18 protein-coding genes are annotated in these 22,314 nt (G+C 45.7%); 3 read left to right on the forward strand and 15 right to left on the reverse strand.

The genetic code is table 11. The annotated features are described in order from the left end of the window. Nucleotides 1-5 precede the first annotated feature (5 nt). From BN6465_RS16430 to BN6465_RS16470, 9 genes are all read right to left on the reverse strand, one after another. Nucleotides 6-1,910: an FtsX-like permease family protein gene (locus BN6465_RS16430; RefSeq protein ID WP_066737253.1), complete on the reverse strand. Its 1,905-nt coding sequence runs from the start codon at nt 1,908-1,910 to the stop codon at nt 6-8. Continuing rightward, on the reverse strand, nt 1,907-2,662 hold the full coding sequence (locus tag BN6465_RS16435) for an ABC transporter ATP-binding protein (protein WP_066737255.1): 756 nt from the start codon (nt 2,660-2,662) through the stop codon (nt 1,907-1,909). Before BN6465_RS16435 ends, BN6465_RS16430 begins: the two co-directional genes overlap by 4 nt. Nucleotides 2,663-2,747: 85 nt before the next feature. Further along, nucleotides 2,748-3,728, reverse strand: a complete 981-nt coding sequence (locus BN6465_RS16440) for a sensor histidine kinase (protein ID WP_066737257.1) — start codon at nt 3,726-3,728, stop codon at nt 2,748-2,750. A 19-nt stretch (nt 3,729-3,747) separates the two neighbouring features. Then, nucleotides 3,748-4,434: a response regulator gene (locus BN6465_RS16445; RefSeq protein WP_066737258.1), complete on the reverse strand. Its 687-nt coding sequence runs from the start codon at nt 4,432-4,434 to the stop codon at nt 3,748-3,750. A 96-nt stretch (nt 4,435-4,530) separates the two neighbouring features. Beyond that, nucleotides 4,531-5,898 (reverse strand): SAF domain-containing protein, encoded by a 1,368-nt coding sequence (locus BN6465_RS16450; protein WP_066737259.1) that lies wholly within the window; start codon nt 5,896-5,898, stop codon nt 4,531-4,533. Between the two features lie 77 nt (nt 5,899-5,975). Next, the gene (gene rpoN / locus BN6465_RS16455; protein WP_199882855.1) at nt 5,976-7,271 is read right to left on the reverse strand and encodes an RNA polymerase factor sigma-54; all 1,296 of its coding nucleotides are present in this window, start codon (nt 7,269-7,271) and stop codon (nt 5,976-5,978) included. A gap of 10 nt (nt 7,272-7,281) precedes the next feature. After that, nucleotides 7,282-7,875: a class II aldolase/adducin family protein gene (locus BN6465_RS21065; RefSeq protein WP_066737261.1), complete on the reverse strand. Its 594-nt coding sequence runs from the start codon at nt 7,873-7,875 to the stop codon at nt 7,282-7,284. Between the two features lie 3 nt (nt 7,876-7,878). Beyond that, the gene (otnK, locus tag BN6465_RS16465; protein ID WP_066737263.1) at nt 7,879-9,099 is read right to left on the reverse strand and encodes a 3-oxo-tetronate kinase; all 1,221 of its coding nucleotides are present in this window, start codon (nt 9,097-9,099) and stop codon (nt 7,879-7,881) included. Nucleotides 9,100-9,172: 73 nt separating this feature from the next. Beyond that, complete coding sequence (locus tag BN6465_RS16470) at nt 9,173-11,104, reverse strand: sigma-54-dependent Fis family transcriptional regulator (protein WP_066737265.1); 1,932 nt, start codon at nt 11,102-11,104, stop codon at nt 9,173-9,175. A gap of 322 nt (nt 11,105-11,426) precedes the next feature. On the opposite strand from BN6465_RS16470, the gene BN6465_RS16475 reads away from it, so the two are divergent. Together BN6465_RS16475 and BN6465_RS16480 are read left to right on the forward strand one after the other, a co-directional pair. Next, a complete protein-coding gene (locus BN6465_RS16475; protein WP_066737268.1) occupies nt 11,427-12,401 on the forward strand; it encodes a 2-keto-3-deoxygluconate permease in 975 nt (324 codons plus the stop codon). A gap of 12 nt (nt 12,402-12,413) precedes the next feature. After that, nucleotides 12,414-13,574: an amidohydrolase family protein gene (locus tag BN6465_RS16480; RefSeq protein ID WP_066737269.1), complete on the forward strand. Its 1,161-nt coding sequence runs from the start codon at nt 12,414-12,416 to the stop codon at nt 13,572-13,574. A gap of 74 nt (nt 13,575-13,648) precedes the next feature. On the opposite strand, the gene BN6465_RS16485 is transcribed toward BN6465_RS16480, so the two are convergent. From BN6465_RS16485 to BN6465_RS16510, 6 genes are all read right to left on the reverse strand, one after another. Further along, entirely contained in the window at nt 13,649-16,006 is a 2,358-nt protein-coding gene (locus tag BN6465_RS16485) for an ABC transporter permease (protein WP_066737271.1), read from the reverse strand. A gap of 1 nt (nt 16,007) precedes the next feature. Next, nucleotides 16,008-16,766: an ABC transporter ATP-binding protein gene (locus BN6465_RS16490; protein ID WP_082891755.1), complete on the reverse strand. Its 759-nt coding sequence runs from the start codon at nt 16,764-16,766 to the stop codon at nt 16,008-16,010. 51 nt (nt 16,767-16,817) lie between these two features. Then, nucleotides 16,818-17,930 carry a HAMP domain-containing sensor histidine kinase gene (locus BN6465_RS16495; protein WP_066737275.1) on the reverse strand — a complete coding sequence of 371 codons (1,113 nt, stop codon included), beginning with the start codon at nt 17,928-17,930 and terminating at the stop codon, nt 16,818-16,820. A 9-nt stretch (nt 17,931-17,939) separates the two neighbouring features. Continuing rightward, nucleotides 17,940-18,617 carry a response regulator transcription factor gene (locus BN6465_RS16500; RefSeq protein ID WP_199882856.1) on the reverse strand — a complete coding sequence of 226 codons (678 nt, stop codon included), beginning with the start codon at nt 18,615-18,617 and terminating at the stop codon, nt 17,940-17,942. A 145-nt stretch (nt 18,618-18,762) separates the two neighbouring features. Next, a complete protein-coding gene (locus BN6465_RS16505; protein WP_066737276.1) occupies nt 18,763-20,064 on the reverse strand; it encodes a hypothetical protein in 1,302 nt (433 codons plus the stop codon). After that, the gene (locus BN6465_RS16510) at nt 20,054-21,628 is read right to left on the reverse strand and encodes a sensor domain-containing diguanylate cyclase (protein WP_066737277.1); all 1,575 of its coding nucleotides are present in this window, start codon (nt 21,626-21,628) and stop codon (nt 20,054-20,056) included. Before BN6465_RS16510 ends, BN6465_RS16505 begins: the two co-directional genes overlap by 11 nt. 260 nt (nt 21,629-21,888) lie before the next feature. On the opposite strand from BN6465_RS16510, the gene BN6465_RS16515 reads away from it, so the two are divergent. Further along, on the forward strand, nt 21,889-22,314 hold a 426-nt coding region (locus BN6465_RS16515; RefSeq protein ID WP_066737278.1), incomplete at its 3' end, for a recombinase family protein.

A 22,314-nucleotide genomic window follows, 5' to 3' on the forward strand; every position in this document is an offset into this window, starting at 1 on the left:
CATTTTTAATCCAAAACTTTTTTCTTAAATACCTTCACCGAAATCATGTAAATCAATGTAAATACTGCCAGTATGGCGGCAGCGCTGTAAATGTTGACTAGGAACAACTCTTCTTTCATAACATTTCCCAGCGCCTTAATCGCAAACCACGAAGTTACGGTCATCAGCACGAAGGGGCAGTAATAGGTAAAACGGATTTCCTGTTTCACCGCCCGTCCCAGACTGTAGGCGGATATGCCCATTTTTTTCAGGATTCCATATCTTTCCCTGTCCTCATAGGCATCGTTGTTAAGCTTTATGAAAATGATGCTTCCACTGGCAAGTAAAAATGTCACAAACATGAAGATGCAAAGGGAATACAGAATCTTTATCCATGTATCCTCTGCGTTCTCAGGAAGAACCATATTACAGCCCACGATACTTTCCGGCTGCAGCTCTCTTAGGCTTTTTACGAACGGAACAGACGCCCCCGCGCTCTCTGAATCTTCAATTTTATAATTGTATAAATACATCTCCTGCCCAAAGGGCTTATACGTTTCGTACACGTCGTCATTCACAATATAAGCTCCCATCGAATTCTGCAGATCTCCAAGATATGCCGTTGAGTCCCGCGCGGTTATCTTATAGGTATCCTCGCCGATATGCATATACTCCTCCTCATTTTCATCCACAAGGCTCATCAGAATAATGTGGGTCAGCTCAATTGCCTCGTCCTTGGCGGGCTCTGCATAGTCAAACTTTAAGCCTGCATCCTCCGCGGCCTGCTTTATCTGAGAGTAAGAAACAAGGCCATAGACCGTATTTTCAAACCTAGTGTGGAACATCTCTGCATTCAGGCCTAGGTATGATAGATGGTTTTTATATCGTATTTTATTGTCCTTCTCAATCCCGGCGGAAATCTGTCCCTCATCCACGTCATCTTTCTGTGCCAGCACTTGGAACGTGTAAGTCTCCTGAAAGTGAATCATCTTTTCATAGCGCTGCCTCAGCGCAATCGCCGTGCCAAGAACAGTGACAGAGCAAATCATCAGAATAGTCACCATCGCATAAGTCCGGTAATTCTGCCGGATGCGGTATGCAAGATTGTTGACCCACAGATTGCGCTCTTTCTGATACAAAAACCTTTTATTCTTTGTAAGCCGCCGGATAAACCAAGGAATGGCGCCTCCGAACAACAGATATGTCCCCGCTATGACAAGTACGACCGCCGCCACACCATAATTAAGTGAGCTCAGGCGGCCTGTGCTCAGCGCACATACATAACCGGCAGCCAGAACCCCTATCCCCACACAGACCTTCACGGCCGTCAGCGCTGCCGCCTCGTGCTTCATCTCCTTTTGTCTGGCTCCCGAAAGGAGCTGCAGCACACTGCTCTTGACAATAGTCCGGTATCCCTTCCAAATCATCAGGCCAAAGATGGACAAAAACAGAACCGCCGTAATGAAAATCGGCCGTAGCGACACCGAGAACTGGATGTCAGCCTGAATATCCGACAACTTGAATAAGAGCATTTGGAACAATTTTGAAAATCCAATCCCCGTAAGGAGACCAGAAACAACAGAGAATATGCTGATGAACAATGCCTCCAGCGCATAGAGCCTGCCTATTTTTGTGTTGTCCAGTCCCATGAAAGTGTAGATTCCTATTTCCTTCTTACGCTGATTCAAAAAGATATTGGTAGCATACCAGATAAAGAAAAAGAGAAACACGCCGAAGACAACGGAAGCAGCCTGCACAATCATATCGATGTATGATTTTTTCATATTCTTCAGAACATCCATCGAATCTGAGTAGACCACATTTTGAAAGTTAAAGAATATGAATACCGAGAACGCCAGTGATATGATCAGGGACGCATACTCCCGTATACTTCTTTTAAAGTTGGAACATGCAAGTCGAAATAAACTCATTCTCCTACACCTCCCATGGACACAAGAAGCTCCAGTATTTCTTCATAGAACTGCTTCCTGTCCCCTTTTTTATTCAGCCTGCATTGAATCAGTCCATCCGCCAGAAAATAAACCTGCTTCGCATAGCTGGCCGTATATGCGTCATGAGTGACCATCAGGATAGTGGCCTGCCCCGAGTCGTTGGCCGTTCTCAAACTTGACAACAATTCCCGGCTGGAGCGGGAATCCAAGGCTCCAGTAGGCTCATCCGCGAAGATGATCTTGGGCTCGGTAATCAGCGCCCTTGCGCTGGCCCCCCTCTGCTTCTGTCCTCCCGAGAGCTGGTAGGGATACTTATTCAGATGTGCCTCCAGCTGGAACAGCCGTGACATATGCCGGACTTTCTCCAGTACTACCTGACTTTTTTCTCCGTTCAGCGACAAAGGAAGGGCAATATTGTCCTGCAGGGTCATATTGTCCAACAAGTTATAATCCTGAAAGATGAAGCCAATCTTATCCCTCCGGATAAGGGAGAGCCGCTTATTGCCTGCCTTGGTCACATCCTCCCCGTCCAGCACGATCTGGCCGCCGGTAGGTTTATCCAGAGTCGACAGAAGATTCAACAATGTGGATTTCCCCGCACCGCTGGGCCCCATGATGGCGATAAAGTCTTTTTCGTAGATATCCATGCTGATTCCCCGCAGCACACGGGACTCGTAACCCTTCCTGCCAAAACTTTTAATTAAATCTTTGATTTCCAATATTTTTTTCATTTAGCTGCCTCCTTACTTTCTATTTAGAGTCTAACAAACAAAATCTTGAAAATCCTTACATCTGAATTACAAGTCCTGACTCAATCTAACATTCCTGCAACATATCCTCTTTGGGCAGCTTCTCTTCTTCCATAAGAAAAAATTCTGCATTATTTCGAAAATACAAGGTAAAGCGAGTCCATTCCCCCGGCTGTGAATCCGCCTCAAGTTCAATTCCTAAACGCTCTGCGGCCTCCTTCGCAAAATATAACCCCATGCCCGTAGACCTGTAGTCACCATTTCTTAAATTGCCTCCAATATATCCCCTGTCAAAAATATAAGGAAGATCTGCATCCTCGATTCCAATTCCGTTATCCTCCACCCACAGCCTGACCTCCTCAGCCGCTGTCCGTTCCGCGCCAAAACACAGGCAGGGGTTCTCTCCTTTTTTGTACTTCACCGCGTTTGCTATCAGCTGTCCCAAGATATAGGCAAGCCACCTCCGGTCGCTGTACACCCAGATATCGCACAGCTCCATCTCTATCTGGAAGTGTTCACGTATGAGAGACCATGATTGTCCCTTCACCGCCTCGCCCACGGCTTCGGCGAGCGGCATCTTGCGGAGTACCACATCATTCTCCAGCGTTTTCAGTTTGCCGCTCATGAGCATAGTGCTGAGCTGCTGGCGGATGCGGGCAAGGCAATCCTCCATACTGTCTTTCAGCTCTTTGTCAGGGTTGCGCTCGTTCATCAGGCCAAGAGCAGACAGTGGAAGCTTCACCTCGTGGCTCCATTTGGCAATATAATCACTCTGCTCGTCTATCTCCCTGAGAAGTCTCCCGTTCGCTTCCTGTAAGCGCGCAATCTCCGCTTCCATTTCTTTGTGTCTCTTCTGCTGAAACTGAAACCTTCTGCAGTCTAAAAAGAAAGACACTGCCAATATCACGGACAGCATCCCATCAAGATAAATCAAGTCCTGTACATATACTTTCGTACTGACAAGATATCCAAAATACAGGTGGATGAACACGATAAGGGCGCTCCCTGCAAGAATAGGCATTTTCCGTTTTCTCATGTATTCGCTCATCTTCTAAGTCCTCACTGCACTATGAAATATAGTAACCTATGCCTTTTTTTGTCTCTATCACGCCGCTTCCGTCCACGTCCTCCCTGCACAGCTCCCTGAGCTTAGCCCGAAGTCTGGAGACCAGAACCGTTAGTGACGCGTCGGTCACAAACTCATCGGTCTTCCAGAGAATCATCATCAGCTTTTCCCGGCTCACCACCTGTCCCCGTCTCTCCAGCAAGGCTTCCATAATCTTACTCTCAGATCTGGTAAGCTCTGTCTGGCAGTTTTGGCAGTATACCATTCCTTTTTCATAATACATCTTGTCGGTAATATACTCCCGGTAATTGCCCGTCCCCGGCCTGTACTCATAGGCCCGCCGCAGCATAGAGCGTATTTTTACCAGCAGCAGCTCTGTATCGAAAGGTTTTTCCACGTAATCATCCCCGCCGGAAGCCATCGCCATCACTTTATCCGCGTTCTGATCCCTGCTGGACAGGAACAGCACCGGGACATCCGAGCGCTCTCTTATCTGCCCGCACCAGTAGAACCCATCATAATAGGGCAGGTTGATGTCCATCAGCACCAAGTCCGGACGCCTTTTCTCGAACTCTGCCGTAATATCCTGAAAATTTTTTATATATTCAGCTTCATATCCCCACTTCCTGCACAGAAGGGCCAGCTCGCCCGCAAGAATCAAATCATCTTCCACTATAAGTATCTTCACCGCTATCACCTCTTGTAACGTAAGTATACCCTATTTTCCTCCGCACCGACAGACGAAAATAGGGTATATTACATAAATGTTAGATTGGCATGAATCTTATAACTCTAATCCTTGTGCATACAGCTTGTAGGTCTCTAACCCGGACAAATCCACGTCGTCAAGCGTGACCGCATCTCCTTCTTTTACATCCCTGAGCAGTGTGGCCCCATTGAGAAGATAGAAAGGAGCAGCCTTATCGGCCGACTTCCGCTCCAGAAGTTCCGGTGTCAGCCCTTCAATGGAATGATGATGGCCAGAGACAGTGAGCACAGTCCCCTTCTCCAGATTCCGGCGGGCTACTCCCGCCAAGACTGAAACTTGACGGCACTCAGCGTGAGTTCCGATTGACATGAAATCCCCCAGAAGAATGGAAACCGGTGTCTCCAGCCCCATATAATGATACGGATAATAGATGCAGGCGTACTTACCGTTACGGCTCATCACATGGCCTTTACTCTTTAAAATATCCCACATCTTTTCATCTTCACATTTGATAATGATAAACTCTCCTCCACAGAAGCTTGCCTCATCCTTTCCTCTTAAATTGTAGAACACGTCGACCACACCCGTCTTTTTGAGGATTCCACCATCTTCTTCCGGAATAAAAATTTCCGCCAATTCACTCGTCTTAGCCACCGGATAACTTAAAAATGGGGAAGAAGGCACCAGCCCCGTGACATTGGAGACCAAATTCATCTCACAAAGATCTGCCGAGATTACTTCCGCATATTTTTCCAGCAGCTTTTTCCGCCCTTCTAAAGTCTCTGTTCCTTTGTAATACCAGTGCTCTAACATTTCCGGCATACTTTCAGCATCGCTTTCCCCGTCCAGATAGTGCATCTCTCCACTCTCTCTGTCCCAAACAAAGTCATATTCACTTGACTTACCGGCTACAATGACTTCTAGGCCAAGCAGCCGGGCCCAAGAATAAAGATCAAGAAGATTTCTGGGCTGGTCGCCATTCACGAGCGCATACACCGCATTATGCTCCGCTGCCACCTGATTCAGCACCGGCCCACATACGCTGTCGGTCTCCTTTGATACCATATAGACGTTAATTCCTCTGCGCAGAGCCATAAGCGCCGCGTCTGAACTGACTTTAGTGTTTCCGGTACACTCTACCATGGCCGTAATACCACACTCCATCACAAGGCGGTAATCACTGACAATAAGAATTTCATCTTCCTCTGTCCTGTCGATTTCTTCTTTATTTTGGCAGACTACAATCCTTTTCTCATCATACCCGATTCCCGTCAGAACTTCGTGGCATTCTTCCGGGTGTCTGGAACAGATGACTCTTAATTCCATCAGCTTGACCTTTGGAATCTGTGCCAGCAATGTATAGCCGTAGCCTCGTGTAGCCCCGATAATTCCTACCTTTGATTTTTTTCCACTGCAATCATTCAGTAAATTTGTATAATCCATTATCCTGTCTCCTTTTTTATAATTTTGTCAGCATGCTGCCTCACTTAACAGCAATCTTTATGCCAACTCCCAAAGTCTTAAAAACATTTTCTGTCAAAGCATCCTTTTATGCCCATGCTGTCCCGATACTTTGCCACAGTCCTTCTAGAAATAATAATCTGCCTCTTCTCCAGTTCTCTGGCCAGCTCAATATCACTGAGCGGTTTTTCCTTATTCTCATTGTTGATGAGTATCTTAATCTGTTCTTTTGCGTCTCCCCTCGTAGAAACAGTGTTCTCCTGCAGTGTGATGGCCGTCTCGAAAAGTTCTTTGAAAAAGACACTCCCGGCGGGATATTGTATATATTTCCCCTTTACTGCCCTGCTCACCGTTGACACCGCCACGCCCAACGCCTTGGCAGCGTCTGTCATCGTGACCGGCTTTTTATGTTCCGTTCCTCTCAAATACGGATATTGTATTCTGCCGATGTAGTCGGCTATGGAAAGAATCGTTTCCCTGCGCTGTTCTATCCCTGCGATTAGAAATTTGGCGCGCCGGTATTTTTTATCAAAGTAAGCAGCCAATTGAGCGTCTGAAGTTTTTGTCATCATAGAACGGTAGTAATCACTGATATGATAATCCGCAGTCCAATCATCGTTCAATCTGGCCTGAAAACATTTATTTTCTACATCTTCCGTCAAGATAATATCCGGGACGATGTAGGACGTCTCCGCAGTGTAGAACCCATTGAGAGGACGCGGATTTAACCGGCTTATCTCTTTGAGACATTTACGGATCTGAGCGGTAGATGCATGCAGTTCTCTGGAAATCACGTTGATTTTTCCTTGAGCCAGCTCATTGAGGTACTGGGAAATCAGCTTCCGTTTTAAAGGATCGTTATCGCTTTGTGCATCCAGCTGAATCAGCAGGCATTCTTCCAGATTGGCAGCAAAAATTCCATATGGCTCTAAGCCTTTCAGTTCCTCCAAAATACACGCTACCATGTCCTCAGGCACACCGTTGGCCTTGGCCGCGTCTGTCACACTCCCCATGAAAAATCCGTTCTCCTCCAGATTTCCTATTAAATACCGGATAACATTCCACTGCCTGTCATCATACTTATCCATTGGCAGCTGACTCGTAATAGCCTCTTCTAAAAAATATCCGTTGTCCCGCGCCGTCAATTCGAACTTCATACCCTCTCTATTCAACTGCTGCATGCATTCCCTAGACGGTTCATATTCTGTTTCCTTATGTTCCAACAGTGGGTTCTCCAAATATTCCGTTTCCAACATCTGCTTCAGTTCCATATTATCCATCGCCAGCAATTTCAGCCATTGAATTTGAGATTGTGATATCTTCTGCCGCTGCTCTGCGGACAAAAACATTTCCATATACATTCCATCACCTACAGCCTGATCTGTTTTCCAGCTCCCATGCTATATGGCAGCTTTCCTCCAACTCTTCAATACCGTAAAATGCGTCTATGATACTCTTTCCCGGAACTACCGGGCCATGATTTGCCAGTAAATATGCATCGCTGCCGTCCACAGCCTGCCGGAACAGCCCAAATAGTTCTTGGCTTCCCGGCTTAGCATATGGAATCAACCCTATCCGCCCTACTTTCATGCGCAGGTAAGGGGTATGCTCCGGTACTGCCGATTCTTTATACTCGTGGGGAACGCAGGAGTATAGCGTGGCATAAAAACTGTGGGTATGAATAACCGCCTGAATGTCAGGCGACTTTTTATAACACATCTGATGCAGGGGGAATTCTTTGCTCGGGTTCATTCCTTCCAGATGCGTCCCCTCCAAAGAAACTCTGGCAAAGCTGGTTTCCTCCAATCTGCCGAAACATGTCCCGCTGCCGGTTATGTAGATATCGTTCTCGTGGCGAAAACTTAGATTTGCTGATGAACCTGATGTTTTTCCCCTCTCGAACAAGCTTTTCGCCACCCATATGGCTTCTTCAAATTTACTTTTCAACTCTTTGTCCATTGTCTATTCTCCTCTTATCATCTGCACTGCCCGCTCAAAGAAATCAGGCTGCCCAAAGTTTCCGGATTTAAGGACCAGTCTCATGGTCCGGTCTTCCAGAGGGGTCATCACGGGTACCCCCGGCGCTACACTTTTACCAATCTCAAACAAATAATATCCCAGCCTCTTTGTCACGGCTCCGGATGTCTCTCCTCCTGCCACCACAATGTGCTTGTATCCTTTATCTCTCAGCTGTCCCGCCAGATCACTGATCACATTCTCAATCATCTGAGCCACCTGTTCTTTGCCAAGTTTCTGTGACTCCCTGACTTGCTCCGCAGTATCCGAAGAATATACCAGCACATAATCATCCGGATGCAAAGAAACAAACTCCAAAATCTCCTCTACCGTAACCTCACCGCTCACCAGTTTTTCAGGATATATTTTATATGCCGCGTGTCCCGCTTTTTTATAAGTCTCTATCTGGGTCAATGTTGCCTGTGAACAGCTTCCCGCCAAAACAATTCCCTTTTTATTCCCCCGTGCCAGATACTGCAAAATACCCGAACCGCCTGACAGAACCTTCTTATTTCCAAATAAGGATACAATCCTTTTGGCATCCTCCTCTGTCTCATAGTCGGGAATCACATAAAAATGTTTCTGCCCTTCCTTCTCTTTCAGCAGATACGCATCTATATTGTCTTCCTTCAATTGTTCGCCGTTTAGTTCTATGCACTTATACTTGCTCTGTGCTTCCATTAAATGCTTTATCCTGCTGTCCCACATTGGTGTCAATGGATGGTCCTTCATCGGGCTCTCATCCAGCGGAACTCCGTTTACGTACAGATGCCCATCCTTAACAGTTCTTCCATTCACCGGAAGTGACGGGCAGAGGACTGTGTAAGTTTCCTCCAAATATTCCAGAACCGCGTCCAAAACCGGGCCTATATTTCCTTCCTTGGTGGAATCAAAAGTAGAACAATATTTCAAATAATATTGCGCTGCCCCATGCTGCTCAAGCCATTTGACCGCCTCCATCGTGTGTTCCACTGCCTCGCCGGCTGGCTCAGTCCTTGTCTTCAAGGCTATGACTATCGCGTCATACTCATTCATTCCAAGCCCCTGCTCAGGCACACCGTTTAATAATATCGTCTGCAGTCCCGCTTTTTGCAGGAAGCTGGCCGCATCCGACGCTCCTGTAAAGTCATCCGCAATACAGCCTAATAGATGTTTCATCTCCGCCATTACTTTACCTCCTAATTTTTCATTAAAAACAATCCTTTGTCTTTATATATAGCAAAAAGCGTGCCAAACTAATTTACCAATGAATCTGGTAGTGCTTCATCTTTCTCCACAACGTAGAACGGTCCATCTGCAGCAGTTTTGCCGCCTCCGTTTTCTTTCCCTCTGTTTTTCGAAGCGCGTCCACTATCCGTTCCCTCTCGGATTCTAGGCGGGACTCGCCTGCCCCCCTGTCTTCTCTATCTTGGATGTCCGGTGTGCCATAAATGGGAACCTCTACATCATCGGGATACAGCGCTGCCCTCATCAGCCTCTCATCAATTATATTGTCTCTGGCCATGACGCAAAGTCTTTCCGCAATATTACTCAGCTCACGGATATTCCCTTCAAATGGGTAGTTACAAAGGGCCTCTTCCGCTTCTTTTGTACACCCGCTGATGTCCCTGCCGAATCTCTTATTATACTTCTTAATTGAGTTCTGGAAAATCAAGGTAATATCTTCCCTGCGCTCACGAAGGGCGGGTATATACAGTTTCAAAATATCCAGCCGGTACAGTAAATCCTGCCTGAATTTACCTTCCTTTACCTGCTGCTTTAAATTTCTATTAGTCGCCGCAATGATGCGCACATCCACATCAATCACCCGGTCGTCTCCGATTCTGCGCACCTGCTTTTCCTGTAATACACGCAGAAGCTTTCCCTGAAAATTAATAGGAAGCTCCGATATCTCATCTAAAAATAAAGTCCCCTGATGTGCCTGCTCCACAAGGCCAATCTTTCCACCCCGCCTGCTGCCGGTAAACGCTCCGTCAGCATATCCGAACAGCTCGCTCTCCAGCAGGTTTTCCGGCAGCGCAGCACAGTTTACTGCCACAAACGGTTTGTTTTTCCGTTCGCTTACGTTGTGAATCCCCTGCGCCATCAATTCCTTTCCGGTTCCGGTCTCTCCCACAATCAAAATATTGGATGAAACTGCCGCATATCTCTGGGCCAAAAAAATCGTTTCCTCCATGATTTCACTTCTATGTATAATATCGGAAAAATGATACTTCGCGACCAGACCTTTTTCGCTTAATTTTTTCCTGATTTGGGTCTCTATCTGCTGGATTTTAGTGACACTTTGGCAGGTAATCACGATGCCTGCCACCGAATCGCCGACCAGTACCGGGACAAAATCAAAAGTGATTTTATTTTCCTCCACTTCAAGCAGTTCATTTAAAATAGGTTTCTTCCTATTCATTCCCTTCTGAAATAAGGAGTCTAAATAAGGATATGCCTCGCAAAGTTTCTGGTTATGAATTGTTTCCAGCGAGGAGGTAAGCATCTGGAGCCCCTTGCTGTTGATCATCTCGATTATACCTCCATGATTGACATAGAGAATTCCTTCTTTGGATGCCTGTGTAACCGTCTGGTAAAGCTTCGTCCGCTCACGTTCTTTTTCCAGTGAATGCATGATATTCAAGGCCTCCTTTAATACCTGCACGACCGCCTCTTCCCCGGTGTTGATCGTAAAAGAGTGAAGCCCAATCCTGTCCGCGGCCGTCTTTGCAGAATATCCGCCAATCACTGTATCGTATCCATCTGCGGCCGCTTTTTCTACAATAGAAGGTATCCGCTTAATATCAGGAACCACAAAAGTCTGAATATCCAGGCCAGATACCGCGCTCAGCAATGCCGCATCGTGGTTTCTGACATCCGAAAGGAAAATAGCAATTTTCTTAGATGCGTATATTTTCCTTACCTCTTCCACTCCCCTCAAGATATCGTAACCAGTAATAGGTATCTCGATCACAGGAATATTCGCTGTCAGGCTTCTCAGTATTTTCGCCGTATGCCCGCGCCCAATCACCACATTATATTCATGTAAATCCAAATCCCGCGCGATATCTTCCGCTCTTTTGACCAGAATATCCACCTGTATTCCTTTGTCTGTAAGCATATTCTCATATACATTCAAAACAATTTCTTCCAATTCCGGATATGGAACTATAAGTAAAGCTTTAAACATTGTAATACCTCCCACAAAAACGTTGCATCGTTGCATTTGCATCAATCATACAACATTTTGGCAACATCGACAATTTTTTCTTTTATTCGTCCCAATTCGTCAATAGATAAAACGTTGGATTCTCATTGGATTTATTGTAAGATATATACAATTACCACCATGAGTTTTTATAATAATTATACATATTGTATTTATTTTTCAATAGCTGGCACGGCTTTTGCTGATAATGTTAGGTAAGAAGAAATGAATGCTGTGCAGCTGCGGCAAACTTCAGAACAAAATACTTTGCCTGTTCAGGCAATGAAAGGACGGTAACAATAATATGAAAATATGTGCTACGATGAAAAAATTCCCGGGCGGAATGATGGTCATCCCTCTGCTTGTCGGATGTCTTGTGAATACCTTTATACCCCAGTGTCTTGAAATAGGAGGATTTACGACCGCATTGTTCAAAGGCGGTCAGGCAACTCTTGTCGGACTGTTTATTTTCTGCAGCGGCGCGACAATCAACGTAAAGCAAGTCGGCCAGCCGCTCTATAAGGGTGCTGTACTTACAATACTAAAGTTGATTATCGGTGTTGTCATCGGATTTGTTTTGAATAAATTATTCGGGCCTGTGGGCATCCTTGGTTTGACACCATTTGCCGTTATCTCAGCAGTGACCAATTCCAACGGCGCGATCTATACCGCCTTGGCCAAGGAATTCGGAGATGAGACCGACGTGGGCGCTATCGCCGTACTCTCCCTGAATGACGGGCCTTTCCTTACGATGATAGCCCTCGGCACAACGGGGCTGGCTTCCATACCGCTCCTGTCCATAGTGGCAGCAATTGTTCCGCTTATCATCGGTATGATCCTCGGAAATCTCGACCCTGACTTTAGGGATCTGTTATCAAAGGGATTAAATATGATTCTACCAATAAATGGTTTTGTCTTTGGCGCCAATATGAGCCTCGTGACTATAGTCAAAGCCGGCGTCCCGGGAATCCTTCTCGGAGTCATAACCGTACTCTCCACCGGTGTGCTTACCTATTACCTCTATAGCGCTATCCGCAGAAAACCCGATCCTATGGGAATGGCAATTGGTACAGTAGGCGGAAACGCCGTCGCGACTCCCGCCGCCGTAGCCATGGCAGATCCGGCTTTGGAGCCTTATGCGGAGGCCGCGACTGCCCAGACCGCAGCCGCAGTAGTAATCACAGCCATACTGACACCTATATTGACCGGCTGGTTCAGCAAAAAAGCCGCCAAAAAAATTGCGGCCAAAGAACAGGCCAAAAAAGCAAAGGAATCATAAAGGAGAATTTCTATGGGAACAACATTGATTAAAGCAAAAACAATAATCGCAGGGCAGGAGCTTACAGCAAAAGAAAATGCCGCTCTGCTCATTGATAATGGAAAGATCAAAGAACTATATAACGATGCCGCAAATCTTCCCTCCAATCTGGCCGATGAAGTCATTGACTTAGGCGACAAGACTCTGATTCCCGGCATGATTGACTGCCATAATCATCTGGCCTTGGATACGCGTCTCGAAAACCACCTTGTAAAGATGAACGACTGCGAGGCAGAGCAGACAATCCGTGCCATAAAAACAATGAAAGATGACCTTGTTTCCGGTGTTACCACATCCCGCTGTCTTGGGGACAGGTTCTATGTCGATGTGACATGCAGGCAGGCCCAGAAAGAGGGGCGTATTACCGGCCCTAAACTTGTCGTCAGCGGAATCGGTATGCGTGCTTCTCACGGGCACGGTTATGTAGGTATGCCCCACAATGGCCCGGAAGAGTTCCGGAAAACCGCACGTGAAAATATTGCCCGAGGTGTAGATTTTCTCAAAGTATTCATGACTAAAGTAATCAACGCCACCCCATATATTTACCATTTCCTGACTCCCGAGGAATTAAATGTCGTTGTACAGGAGGCAAGAAGTGTAGGTATCTCAACCGCCTGCCATTGTTCCGGCGGGCAGGGTCTGGACGACTGTGTAAAAGCAGGTATTGACTGTCTGGAACATGTATACTATATCACGGAAAAACAGGTGGAAACCGTCTATAACGCCGACCGCTGGGTTGTCTATACCCCCAGCTATGCTTTGAACGACGAGCTTCTCTTCAAGTTCTCTCCACAAGACCGTGAAGGCAGCCTTCGTGAAAAGGAAATCATCTGCAGCTGTCTCTCAAAAGCAATTTCAGGAGGCCTAAAATTCGGAATCGGTACCGACGGCATTCACCAAGGACTTGCCCAAGAGGCTCAATATATTTGTGATCTGGGCGCTGACAATAAAAGCGTATTGGCAGGTATCACTGTAAATGCCGCCAAGCTGTGCAGTATCTCCGATAAGACCGGCTCTATAACAGCAGGGCTTGCCGCAGATCTTGTCGCACTGGACGGCAATCCATTAGAAGATATTTCTGCACTCAAAAAAGTGTCCGCTGTCTTCCAAGACGGAAATACCATCATAAGATAAACATTGAAAAAGAAGCCCTGTGAGCTGTAAAATAGCTCACAGGGCTTTTCCCTACTACCTGTCTTCGTACATTCTCATTCCTCCGCCAGCTGTCTCACTCCGTATCTGCGGATTTTTCGGGAGATGTAATAGGAAAACAGCATCATAAATCCTGTTATTATCAAGATAGGAAGCAGGACAGCGGTGACGGTGATATCCGCTTTGAATTCGCTGATGCCTACATTGCTGAAAATGGCGCTAAATAATCTGCTGGTCAGCAGCAGCGCTGCCGCAAGGCCAAAGGCAGCCCCCATAATTCCTATCATTCCAAACGAGCAGGCAAATGCTGTTCTCAGCGTCCGCACAGGATACCCCATACTTCTATATACCGCAAATTCATGTCTCTGCCTTTTCAGCAGCGTAATGGCAAGCAGGAAGGTAATCAGAGCACTAATCAAAATGCTGAGCATATAAAAGAACACTACCAATAAAACAATTCCTGCCTGTGCATCCTTCATCATGTCGTTGACCTGTGCGGCAGAATCTTCCACTTGAAGGTCAAGCCCTTCTTCCGCTCCCAGCTCTTCCACCTCCTGCATAGATTCTTCTAAATTCTTATTATCTTCCAACAAAATTTCGCAGCTCGTATAGCCAAAATCCGGAACAAGCCTTCGGTATCCCTCGGTCATCACTGCCCCAATCTTACCGGCGTCACTGCTCGACTGGTAGAGACCGGTCACAAGGAAGTCTGCTTTAGCCCCATCCAAAGAAATGGTCACAGTGTCTCCGATTTCCTTGCCGAGATATTGAGAGGCTATTTTTGTCAGCATCATCTCATTATCATACTTAGGCGCCCTGCCTTCTATCGGCTTTTGGTGTGTCGTCTCCCCAAAACTGCCATCTATGCCGAGCAGCATCTTGAATCCATCCATATCCACATACTGCTGGTCGTATGAATAGACTTGTTCTATCCCTTCACTTTCCTTCAGCTTATCCAAAAATACTTGAAACTTTTGGCGGTTCTCTTCTGTCTCTTCTAAATGATCCGTCACCGAGATATCAGCCACGGCGCTGCCGAACAATGCTGCTGTCTTTTTTAAATCCTGCATATTTTCATTCAAAGCCGAAATACTGATAAGTGAAAAAATCAAGAACCCACATACCACTATCAAAAGTAAATACTGAGGAAGTGATGAGAAAACATTTTTCACTGCCAGTCGAAGAGGCAGGGGCAGCGCGTGAAGCTTCGTGAGCGGTATCTGGTATCTTCTCTTAAAATGTACGTCAGCCTTCCCATTTCTTATCGCCTGAACCGGAGATATTTTCTTGACCTTCCAAAGGCTTTTCAGTGTCACCGACAACACAATCACAAATATGACGCTTACAGCTAACAGGGCGGGTAAAACCGCAATACCGCCATGCCACAAAATACCGGTCTCATCCAACGCAAAATTCCCAAACGAAGGGATTGCCGCCAGCGCTCCGGCAAAACCTGTCGCTCCTCCCACAGCACATAGAACGAATACCTGCAAAAGTCTGGCTCCCAGAAGCCGTCCACGCGTATATCCCATGGTGCTTAAGATACCAATCTCCTTATAGTCATCTTCAAGCGACGAGGCCAGCATATAGCGCACCGTAACCAGCATAACAGCCAGCAGCAGGAGACTGAACAAAAAGAGTAAACTGAGAAAGATATCAGTGAGTATAAGCATAGCCATTTTAATCAACGACTGCTCCATATACATACTTCCGCCTTCCGATAGTCCTGTCTCCTTATTCAAGGCCTTGATTTTATCCGCAAAACTCTTTCCCTCTATTGTCTCAGTCCAGATGCCGAGAAGCTTTCCTTTCCGTGCAGCACTCTCTGTCATATAGAAGACGCTGTCGAATTCCTCCGCCTCTAAAAACACTTGTTTTACACCAATCATGGCGCCGCCTAAAAAAGGATCTTCAAAAAATCCAGCGACGGGTCTCTCAATCACTCTCCCATCAAGCTTTAATACCACCACATCCCCTATCTTTATATGCTCTATAGACTTTAAGGAAATGGGCAGATAGATGCCCTGCTCCCCCCTTCTCCCTTCGGCAAGTTCATATCCGTCCGGATATTCACGTAATATAGTGAGATTTGAATACCATTCCTCTCCTCCCAGCTTTATAGACGGACTTTGAAACAATAAAATATCCTCGAGAGAGACAGATTTTGTTTCAGGCCGTTCTTTTAATTTATCAAAAACAGTATCTGCCTCTTCCGTCTGTCCCTCCATAAAAATGTTGACTGCCTCCGGAACATTTGCTTTCTCCGCCATTTTGTCATACTGCTCATGACTCTGCACCAGAACCGATACGGTGGTGGCAAGCAGCATAGAGATCAAAAGGCTTAATATAATAATAATGGCAGCCTGACCCTTCCTTTTGCGTATATCCCCTTTTACAATGAGCCAAATTCCCATATTACCACCCCATTCCCGAAAGCCAGCCAATCAACTGTCTCTCGCGGGTGTCAGTATCCTTTTCCTCGAAGGGCGGCATGGAAAGTTCTCCTTCAATCTTGCCGTCCTTCAAGTACAAAATCCGGTCTGCCCGAAGAGCCGCCTTCAAATCATGGGTCACCATCAATATATTCTGTCCCCTTCTGCTCATATGATAGAGCAGGTCCAGTATTTCCCTTCCTGCCGCGGAATTCAGCGAACCGGTAGGCTCATCCGCGAACAGCACTTTAGGATGATTAATCAAGGCTCTCGCCACCGCGCATCTCTGCTGCTGTCCTCCCGATATCTGTACTGGAAAACGCCTTTTAAGCTCCCCGATTCCTGTAAGCCCAAGGAGTCTTTCTGCCTCCGCTTCTGTCTCTTTTGCCGTTCTTCCTCTCTTTAGATACCCCGCCACACATACATTCTCCAGACAAGTCATATGCGTCAGCAGATTCATCTGCTGAAAGATAAATCCCGCCGTTTCTTGGCGGAAGCCGGCCACCTCCTTCTCTTTCATCCCATGTATTTCCTGCCCGCACACGCTTACTTGACCGCTGGTCACCGTGTCCATTCCGCTGAGCATATACAAAAGCGTAGATTTTCCAGAACCGCTTGCTCCCATAATAACCGTGAACTGTCCCTCATAAATATCAATGCTGATATTTCTCAGAACATGAATTTGATGCCCTTCACTGGCATAGCTTTTACATAAATCTGTTGTCTCGATTAATTTTTGCATGATATATCCTCCTTATGCTGCCAGCTTATCACGGGACTTATTAAATAATCTTTAAATAACTTTTAAAAGACTCAACGTGACCAACAAGCCTCCTCTATTTTCCAGTGTCAGTTCTCCTCCCATTTGTTTCATAAGAATATCACTGATATAAAGGCCAAGTCCTGCCCCTTGCCTCTCAAGGGCGTTGCTGCCCCGGTAAAATTTTTGTTTTGCATAAAGGATATCTGCATCGGGTATGCCCGGCCCCTTGTCGTGTATTTTAATATACAGGCGTTCCCCATCCTCAACGGAAACGCTCACTTCCGAACCCCTGCCATACTTTTCTGCGTTGCCCAGTACATTTTCCAGCACCTGCCCCAGCCTTCTCTCATCGACCAATACCTTCCCTGCCACAGGGCAGGCTCCTGTGCTCGCGCCCTGCCGGGCCAGCTCCATGCTTATCCTGTCCCATAGTTCCCCTATGTCCACCGGCTGGGCATTCACTTCCAGACGGTCCATGTCATTTAACGCATGCAGGAACAAGTCATCCGTGAGTGCGCCGACTTCATCGCACTTTTTTAATATCACCTCGATATATCTCTGCTTCCGCTCCGGAGCCATGTCCGGCATCAACGCCAGCCCTTCACTATAATTTCGAATCGTGGAGACTGGTGTCTTGATATCATGAGAAATCTCCGCAATCATTGTGCGGTTCTTCTCCACCGCATCTTTTTCTTTCCTGCGTGCCTCCTTAAGCTCTGTCCGCATCGTATCAAAGGACCACGTAAACTCCCCGAACATCTGTGAGCGTTCTATTTCCAGCGGAAAATCAAGGTTTCCCTTGGCCAACTGCGCCGCAAATTCCTCCATCCGTATAAAGGGACGGACGCTGGTGCGGTAGAACCATATGAGGCAGATTCCCACCCCTGCAAAAAGCAATATGCCTACGGCCAGATATACTTCATTGACTTTACGGTGCATTGCCTGATTGTTTCCAGCTGCGATTATCTCCTCCAGCTTATTCCGCTGTGCCGCATCTAGGGTAATCTCATGCGTAATCTCATTGATCATCACCCTCTCGTCCCGCACTCCTCCGTCTTTCCCAATCCACATCCATCCTAAGCAAAACACAAGCGCAGCTATGCCATATAAGACACCTGTAATTTTAATAAATCTTTTTTTCATCATCTCCTCCTAACGCTCGAAGCGGTATCCCTTGCCATGGACCGTCAGAATATGAACCGGCTGGGCCGGATTCTCTTCCACCCGTTCCCTCAGCCATCTGATGTGGACAGGCAGGACTGATATAGAAGATTCTGACCCATATCCCCATATTTCTGTGAACAGCTTTTCTTTTGAAAGCACCTCCCCGGGATGGCGGTACAGATAAACGAGTAAATCGTACATTTTCGCAGTCATCTCGACAGCCATCCCCCTTTTCGTCACACTGCGGGACATCTGGTCAATGGCAATGTCTCCGAATTCCAGCTTTTGATTCCGTGAATATCCATAAGTCCTTCTCATGAGCGCTAAGATACGGGAATAAAGCTCCACCAGCGAATACGGCTTTGCAAGATAGTCGTCTCCCCCCAGCATCAACGCATTGACCTTATCTGTATCACTTGTCCGGGCAGAGATGAAAATAACCGGCACCTCCGTTTCCCGCCTCAGACGCTCGCAGAACCGGAAGCCATTCATGCCGGGAAGGTTGATATCCAGCACAATCAGCCTTATCGGATATTCATATAGACATTCCTCTGCTTCTTCCGCAGACCCCGCGCAGACACATCCCAGTCCCTGATCCGTCAGATAATCCACAGCCACCTCCGCCAGATCTTTATCGTCTTCTACTATTAAAATTTCTTTTTTCATCCGTGATTTCCACCTCATCATTCTCTTCGTTTACTTCCTAACCATACAGCAGCAGCCAGCCGGGCGCAAGTACAACTTAATTAAAACACCAAAATCCGTTTTTGCATAAAAAGAAGGGGGCCGCAGCCCCCATAAAACAAACCATTTATTTTATAAATTTTTCTTCGAACTGCCGGCTGGCCTCCTTTACAAGAGCCGGCGCGTCCCTGCCATCTTCGGGATATCTAACGGTGCAGTAGCGCGGGCTGATGAATAGTTTATTATTATCTATTCTTCTTTTCCAGTGCAGCCGTAAGAGGAAATCTTCAATTAAATACTCTGGATTTTGATTACTTGTAAAAACTGCAATCAAATAACTGTCGTCACTGACCCTTGTTGCAATCGTCTCCTCGGGAAAACAATCTATCAGACTCTGCCTAAACATCGCCAAATATTTGGCAAGTTCTTCACGCTCCATATTTTTGGTGAATTTACGAAAATTGCCTAACTGAACATTGAGTACTGATAGATTTGTATCAGGATTTTTTAATAGCCTTTTATTTACAAAGAAGCAAAAGCCATCCATTGTAAGGAGTCCACTGTCTGCGTTAGTATGTCTTGCAATTTGTAATTTCCTCTGCAAATGATAGGTTCGAAACAACAATACTCCAATTGCCCAAATACTCAAGCTGAATATTAAAAATGCCAAATAAATGAGCGTGTTCTCTGTGCTTGTAATCCAGCCCCCTTTTGGCAGAATGCTGATATTCCATGTGGCAGGCAAGCTGAATTCATGCTTGACGGCATCTGAAAAGTCTACAGAAGAATCGGAAGTGGAAATAACAGTCTTACTCTGCCCCAAAAAATCTACACGCCAAAGTTCATAGTCGTACTTTCCTTCCTCTAGTTCGTCCAGCCCGAGAGATGAGAGTACATAACCGCTGTCCATAGCCACAACGACTTCCCCCACATAGTCTGTCCCCATATAAATCGGCTGTATAAAAAGAAAGATATCGCTGTCCTCATCGAACAAGTGGGTCGGCCCTTCGACAACCGGTGTTTTTACAACCTTCGCCAGAGTGATACTGTATGCCAAATCCGACATATTTTTTCCGATAAAAGAGCCAAATGACTCTGCAGGATAAATATATTCCAACGTATCTTCTTTGAAATAGGCAGTATAGACAATGTGCTCATTTTCTTCCAGAAGTCTCTGGGACGTCTTCTTTAATAAACCTAAATCACCCGTATTGTCTAAATCAATAGCATAGGACAGCTTTATGGCCTCATTCATATTTCCGAAGGTTTCAGCAAGCCCTCTCCGAAAACCTATTTCCACCGTCTTAGCCTCCGCTACCCTCCCTGCAACTATTTTATCTTTTACCACACGGACCATCTGAAGCATAACGCCGAGGAATACCAAGGCGATAATGCCAAATAATAGACTTTGTTTTTTTCTAAATTTCATCGCAGTCTCCGTTCAGAAAAAGTGAGTAGTTTGCTTTTCCATGGCGCTTTACATCATACAGGGCCTTATCTGCATTTGCAATCAGCATAGCCAGTGTAAGTTTTTCACGCCAGACACTGGCGCCAATGCTGCAGTGGATTGATATTTCTTGCTCTTTATGAAGAATGGAAAACTTCAACCGGCCAACTAACTCCTGTAGAACATTGTCCAGCTCATCATGATTATCGATATCACATAATATTAAGATAAATTCATCTCCGCCATAACGTCCAACAATCCCATCATACTTTACTGCGTACTCCCGGAGCAGGCCGCCCACTTTTCTCAACGCAGTATCGCCTACCGAGTGTCCATTCATATCATTCAACGTTTTCAAATCATCTAAATCAATAAAGCAAAGAGCCAACATTTTATTATCTTGTTTGTCTTTCAACAGCATTTCCGCTTGATCCATGAATACTGCCCTAGTAAAAGTTCCGGTCAGCTCATCATTAAGCCCCTTACCGGATAAGTGCATAAAATTTTCATAGTCGAGCTGATCCGTGAAATCGCCGCCTTGATACACCTTCTTTTTTATCTCCTGCACCGAATTGACCATATTTTCAATGGTTTGGGACTGCGCTTTAACGTGGCGGGCCACAAAATAATACAGCACCGCCATGACGCCCGCTATCCCTGCCATAGTCAAACTTACAAGCCCTATAATCGAGCTGAATACCGACCAATAATCCACCTTGATTAGAATATCCCAATTCGCACTTTCAATAGGGCCATATTGTGTATACATTACACGAAAACCCTCACGGCTTTGAAATGCCCCCTTCTGTCTGTTCAGCATATTTTCTTCTAACTGGTCCACCGTTACATCCAATAGTTTATACTTGCCCCATACATCAAGGATAGACGCCCCGTATGTCATATTATTTGTAGCGCACATAACCTGACCCTTGGAGCCAATCAAAACCGCCTCCGCTTTTGTTGCAGACGTAATTTCTTCTAAAAGTTCAGATGTTTCATCCAAATTGATTGTGGCAAACAAGCTGCCCGTCATAACACCGTCTTTCATCAAGGGCACAATCACTGTATAATTTAAAGTTTTGCCGTCCGCTCCAGCCACAAAGCTATCCGTAACATAGGGCTGCTTTGAAGCATATACTTTTTGCATATGTTCACGGCTCGCCAGACTGGCCGGTTCTTCCCCCAGTGTATATACCAGAATATCTTTATCTACATAGCAGATAAACATATACCCGTAATATTCATTGATTTTATCTAACTTCGCTACCTTTTCTTCCCACTCAACGTCAGGCTCATAGAAGATTTCAAGTGAGGCCAGAGATTCTAACACTTTTAATGATTCGTCCACTTTTTCCGATATTTGTGCTGACGCACTCTGATATACTGTCTGAGCTGTTTGTTTCATATTTACATAAGCCCAGAACGCATTTACAATCATAAGTATACTGATGCTCAAAAGTAAACATACGATAAAAGTAATACGAACCTTTAGAAAGGATAATCTTTTTTCGCTTTTTTTAGTTTGTTTATTACTTTTAATCTCCATAACTCGGTCACCTATCAATACTTTATTCTTTATCAAAGCCAACAAGGTACACCTTTTTGACAGGTTGTCCTTCAGCCGATCTGATGTACAAATACATGAATACCTTGCCTTTTTAACCATTATGGGATAAAATAATAGATGGATAGCTATGTTTTTTACGCTATTTCACTTTGTCAAAAAGGTGTACCTTTATACTATTTTTTATCACGGCAAATATTTATTCAACCTTCAGCCATACTAAAGGCAGGAGGTTTTTTTATATGAAAAATTTTTATGGATACATGAGAGTTTCAACTATAGAGCAGAACATGGAGCGTCAGAAAATCGAACTTTTGCGGTGGGGCATTATAGAACAGAACATATTTTGCGATAAGTTATCCGGCAAGGATTTTAATAGGCCGCAATACCAGAAGCTCAAGCAAAAATTGCACGAGGGCGATGTACTCGTTGTCAAAAGCATTGACCGGCTTGGAAGGAACTACGAAGATATACAAGAAGAGTGGCGCGAGATCGTAAAGGGCAAAAAGGCAGATATCGTAATTTTAGATATGCCGATTCTTGATACCCGCACCAATAAAGACTTAATAGGAACCCTTATCTCTGATATTGTCTTACAGCTTCTCTCTTATGTGGCACAGGCAGAACGAGAAAATATCAAGCAGCGGCAGTTGGAGGGCATTGCGATT

The sequence above is a fragment of the Bariatricus massiliensis genome, assembly GCF_900086725.1.
In the GTDB taxonomy this organism is placed as follows: domain Bacteria; phylum Bacillota; class Clostridia; order Lachnospirales; family Lachnospiraceae; genus Allocoprococcus; species Allocoprococcus massiliensis.

Excerpts from the sequence above, each read along its gene's own strand:
- BN6465_RS16505 (WP_066737276.1), bottom strand. The coding sequence starts at position 20,064 with ATGAAATTTAGAAAAAAACAAAGTCTATTATTTGGCATTATCGCCTTG.
- rpoN (WP_199882855.1), bottom strand. The coding sequence starts at position 7,271 with ATGGAAATGTTTTTGTCCGCAGAGCAGCGGCAGAAGATATCACAATCT.
- BN6465_RS16500 (WP_199882856.1), bottom strand. The coding sequence starts at position 18,617 with ATGAAAAAAGAAATTTTAATAGTAGAAGACGATAAAGATCTGGCGGAG.
- BN6465_RS16495 (WP_066737275.1), bottom strand. The coding sequence starts at position 17,930 with ATGAAAAAAAGATTTATTAAAATTACAGGTGTCTTATATGGCATAGCT.
- BN6465_RS21065 (WP_066737261.1), bottom strand. The coding sequence starts at position 7,875 with ATGGACAAAGAGTTGAAAAGTAAATTTGAAGAAGCCATATGGGTGGCG.
- BN6465_RS16485 (WP_066737271.1), bottom strand. The coding sequence starts at position 16,006 with ATGGGAATTTGGCTCATTGTAAAAGGGGATATACGCAAAAGGAAGGGT.
- BN6465_RS16470 (WP_066737265.1), bottom strand. The coding sequence starts at position 11,104 with ATGTTTAAAGCTTTACTTATAGTTCCATATCCGGAATTGGAAGAAATT.
- BN6465_RS16450 (WP_066737259.1), bottom strand. The coding sequence starts at position 5,898 with ATGGATTATACAAATTTACTGAATGATTGCAGTGGAAAAAAATCAAAG.
- BN6465_RS16490 (WP_082891755.1), bottom strand. The coding sequence starts at position 16,766 with ATGCAAAAATTAATCGAGACAACAGATTTATGTAAAAGCTATGCCAGT.
- BN6465_RS16475 (WP_066737268.1), top strand. The coding sequence starts at position 11,427 with ATGAAAATATGTGCTACGATGAAAAAATTCCCGGGCGGAATGATGGTC.
- BN6465_RS16435 (WP_066737255.1), bottom strand. The coding sequence starts at position 2,662 with ATGAAAAAAATATTGGAAATCAAAGATTTAATTAAAAGTTTTGGCAGG.
- BN6465_RS16440 (WP_066737257.1), bottom strand. The coding sequence starts at position 3,728 with ATGAGCGAATACATGAGAAAACGGAAAATGCCTATTCTTGCAGGGAGC.
- BN6465_RS16480 (WP_066737269.1), top strand. The coding sequence starts at position 12,414 with ATGGGAACAACATTGATTAAAGCAAAAACAATAATCGCAGGGCAGGAG.
- BN6465_RS16510 (WP_066737277.1), bottom strand. The coding sequence starts at position 21,628 with ATGGAGATTAAAAGTAATAAACAAACTAAAAAAAGCGAAAAAAGATTA.
- BN6465_RS16430 (WP_066737253.1), bottom strand. The coding sequence starts at position 1,910 with ATGAGTTTATTTCGACTTGCATGTTCCAACTTTAAAAGAAGTATACGG.
- otnK (WP_066737263.1), bottom strand. The coding sequence starts at position 9,099 with ATGGCGGAGATGAAACATCTATTAGGCTGTATTGCGGATGACTTTACA.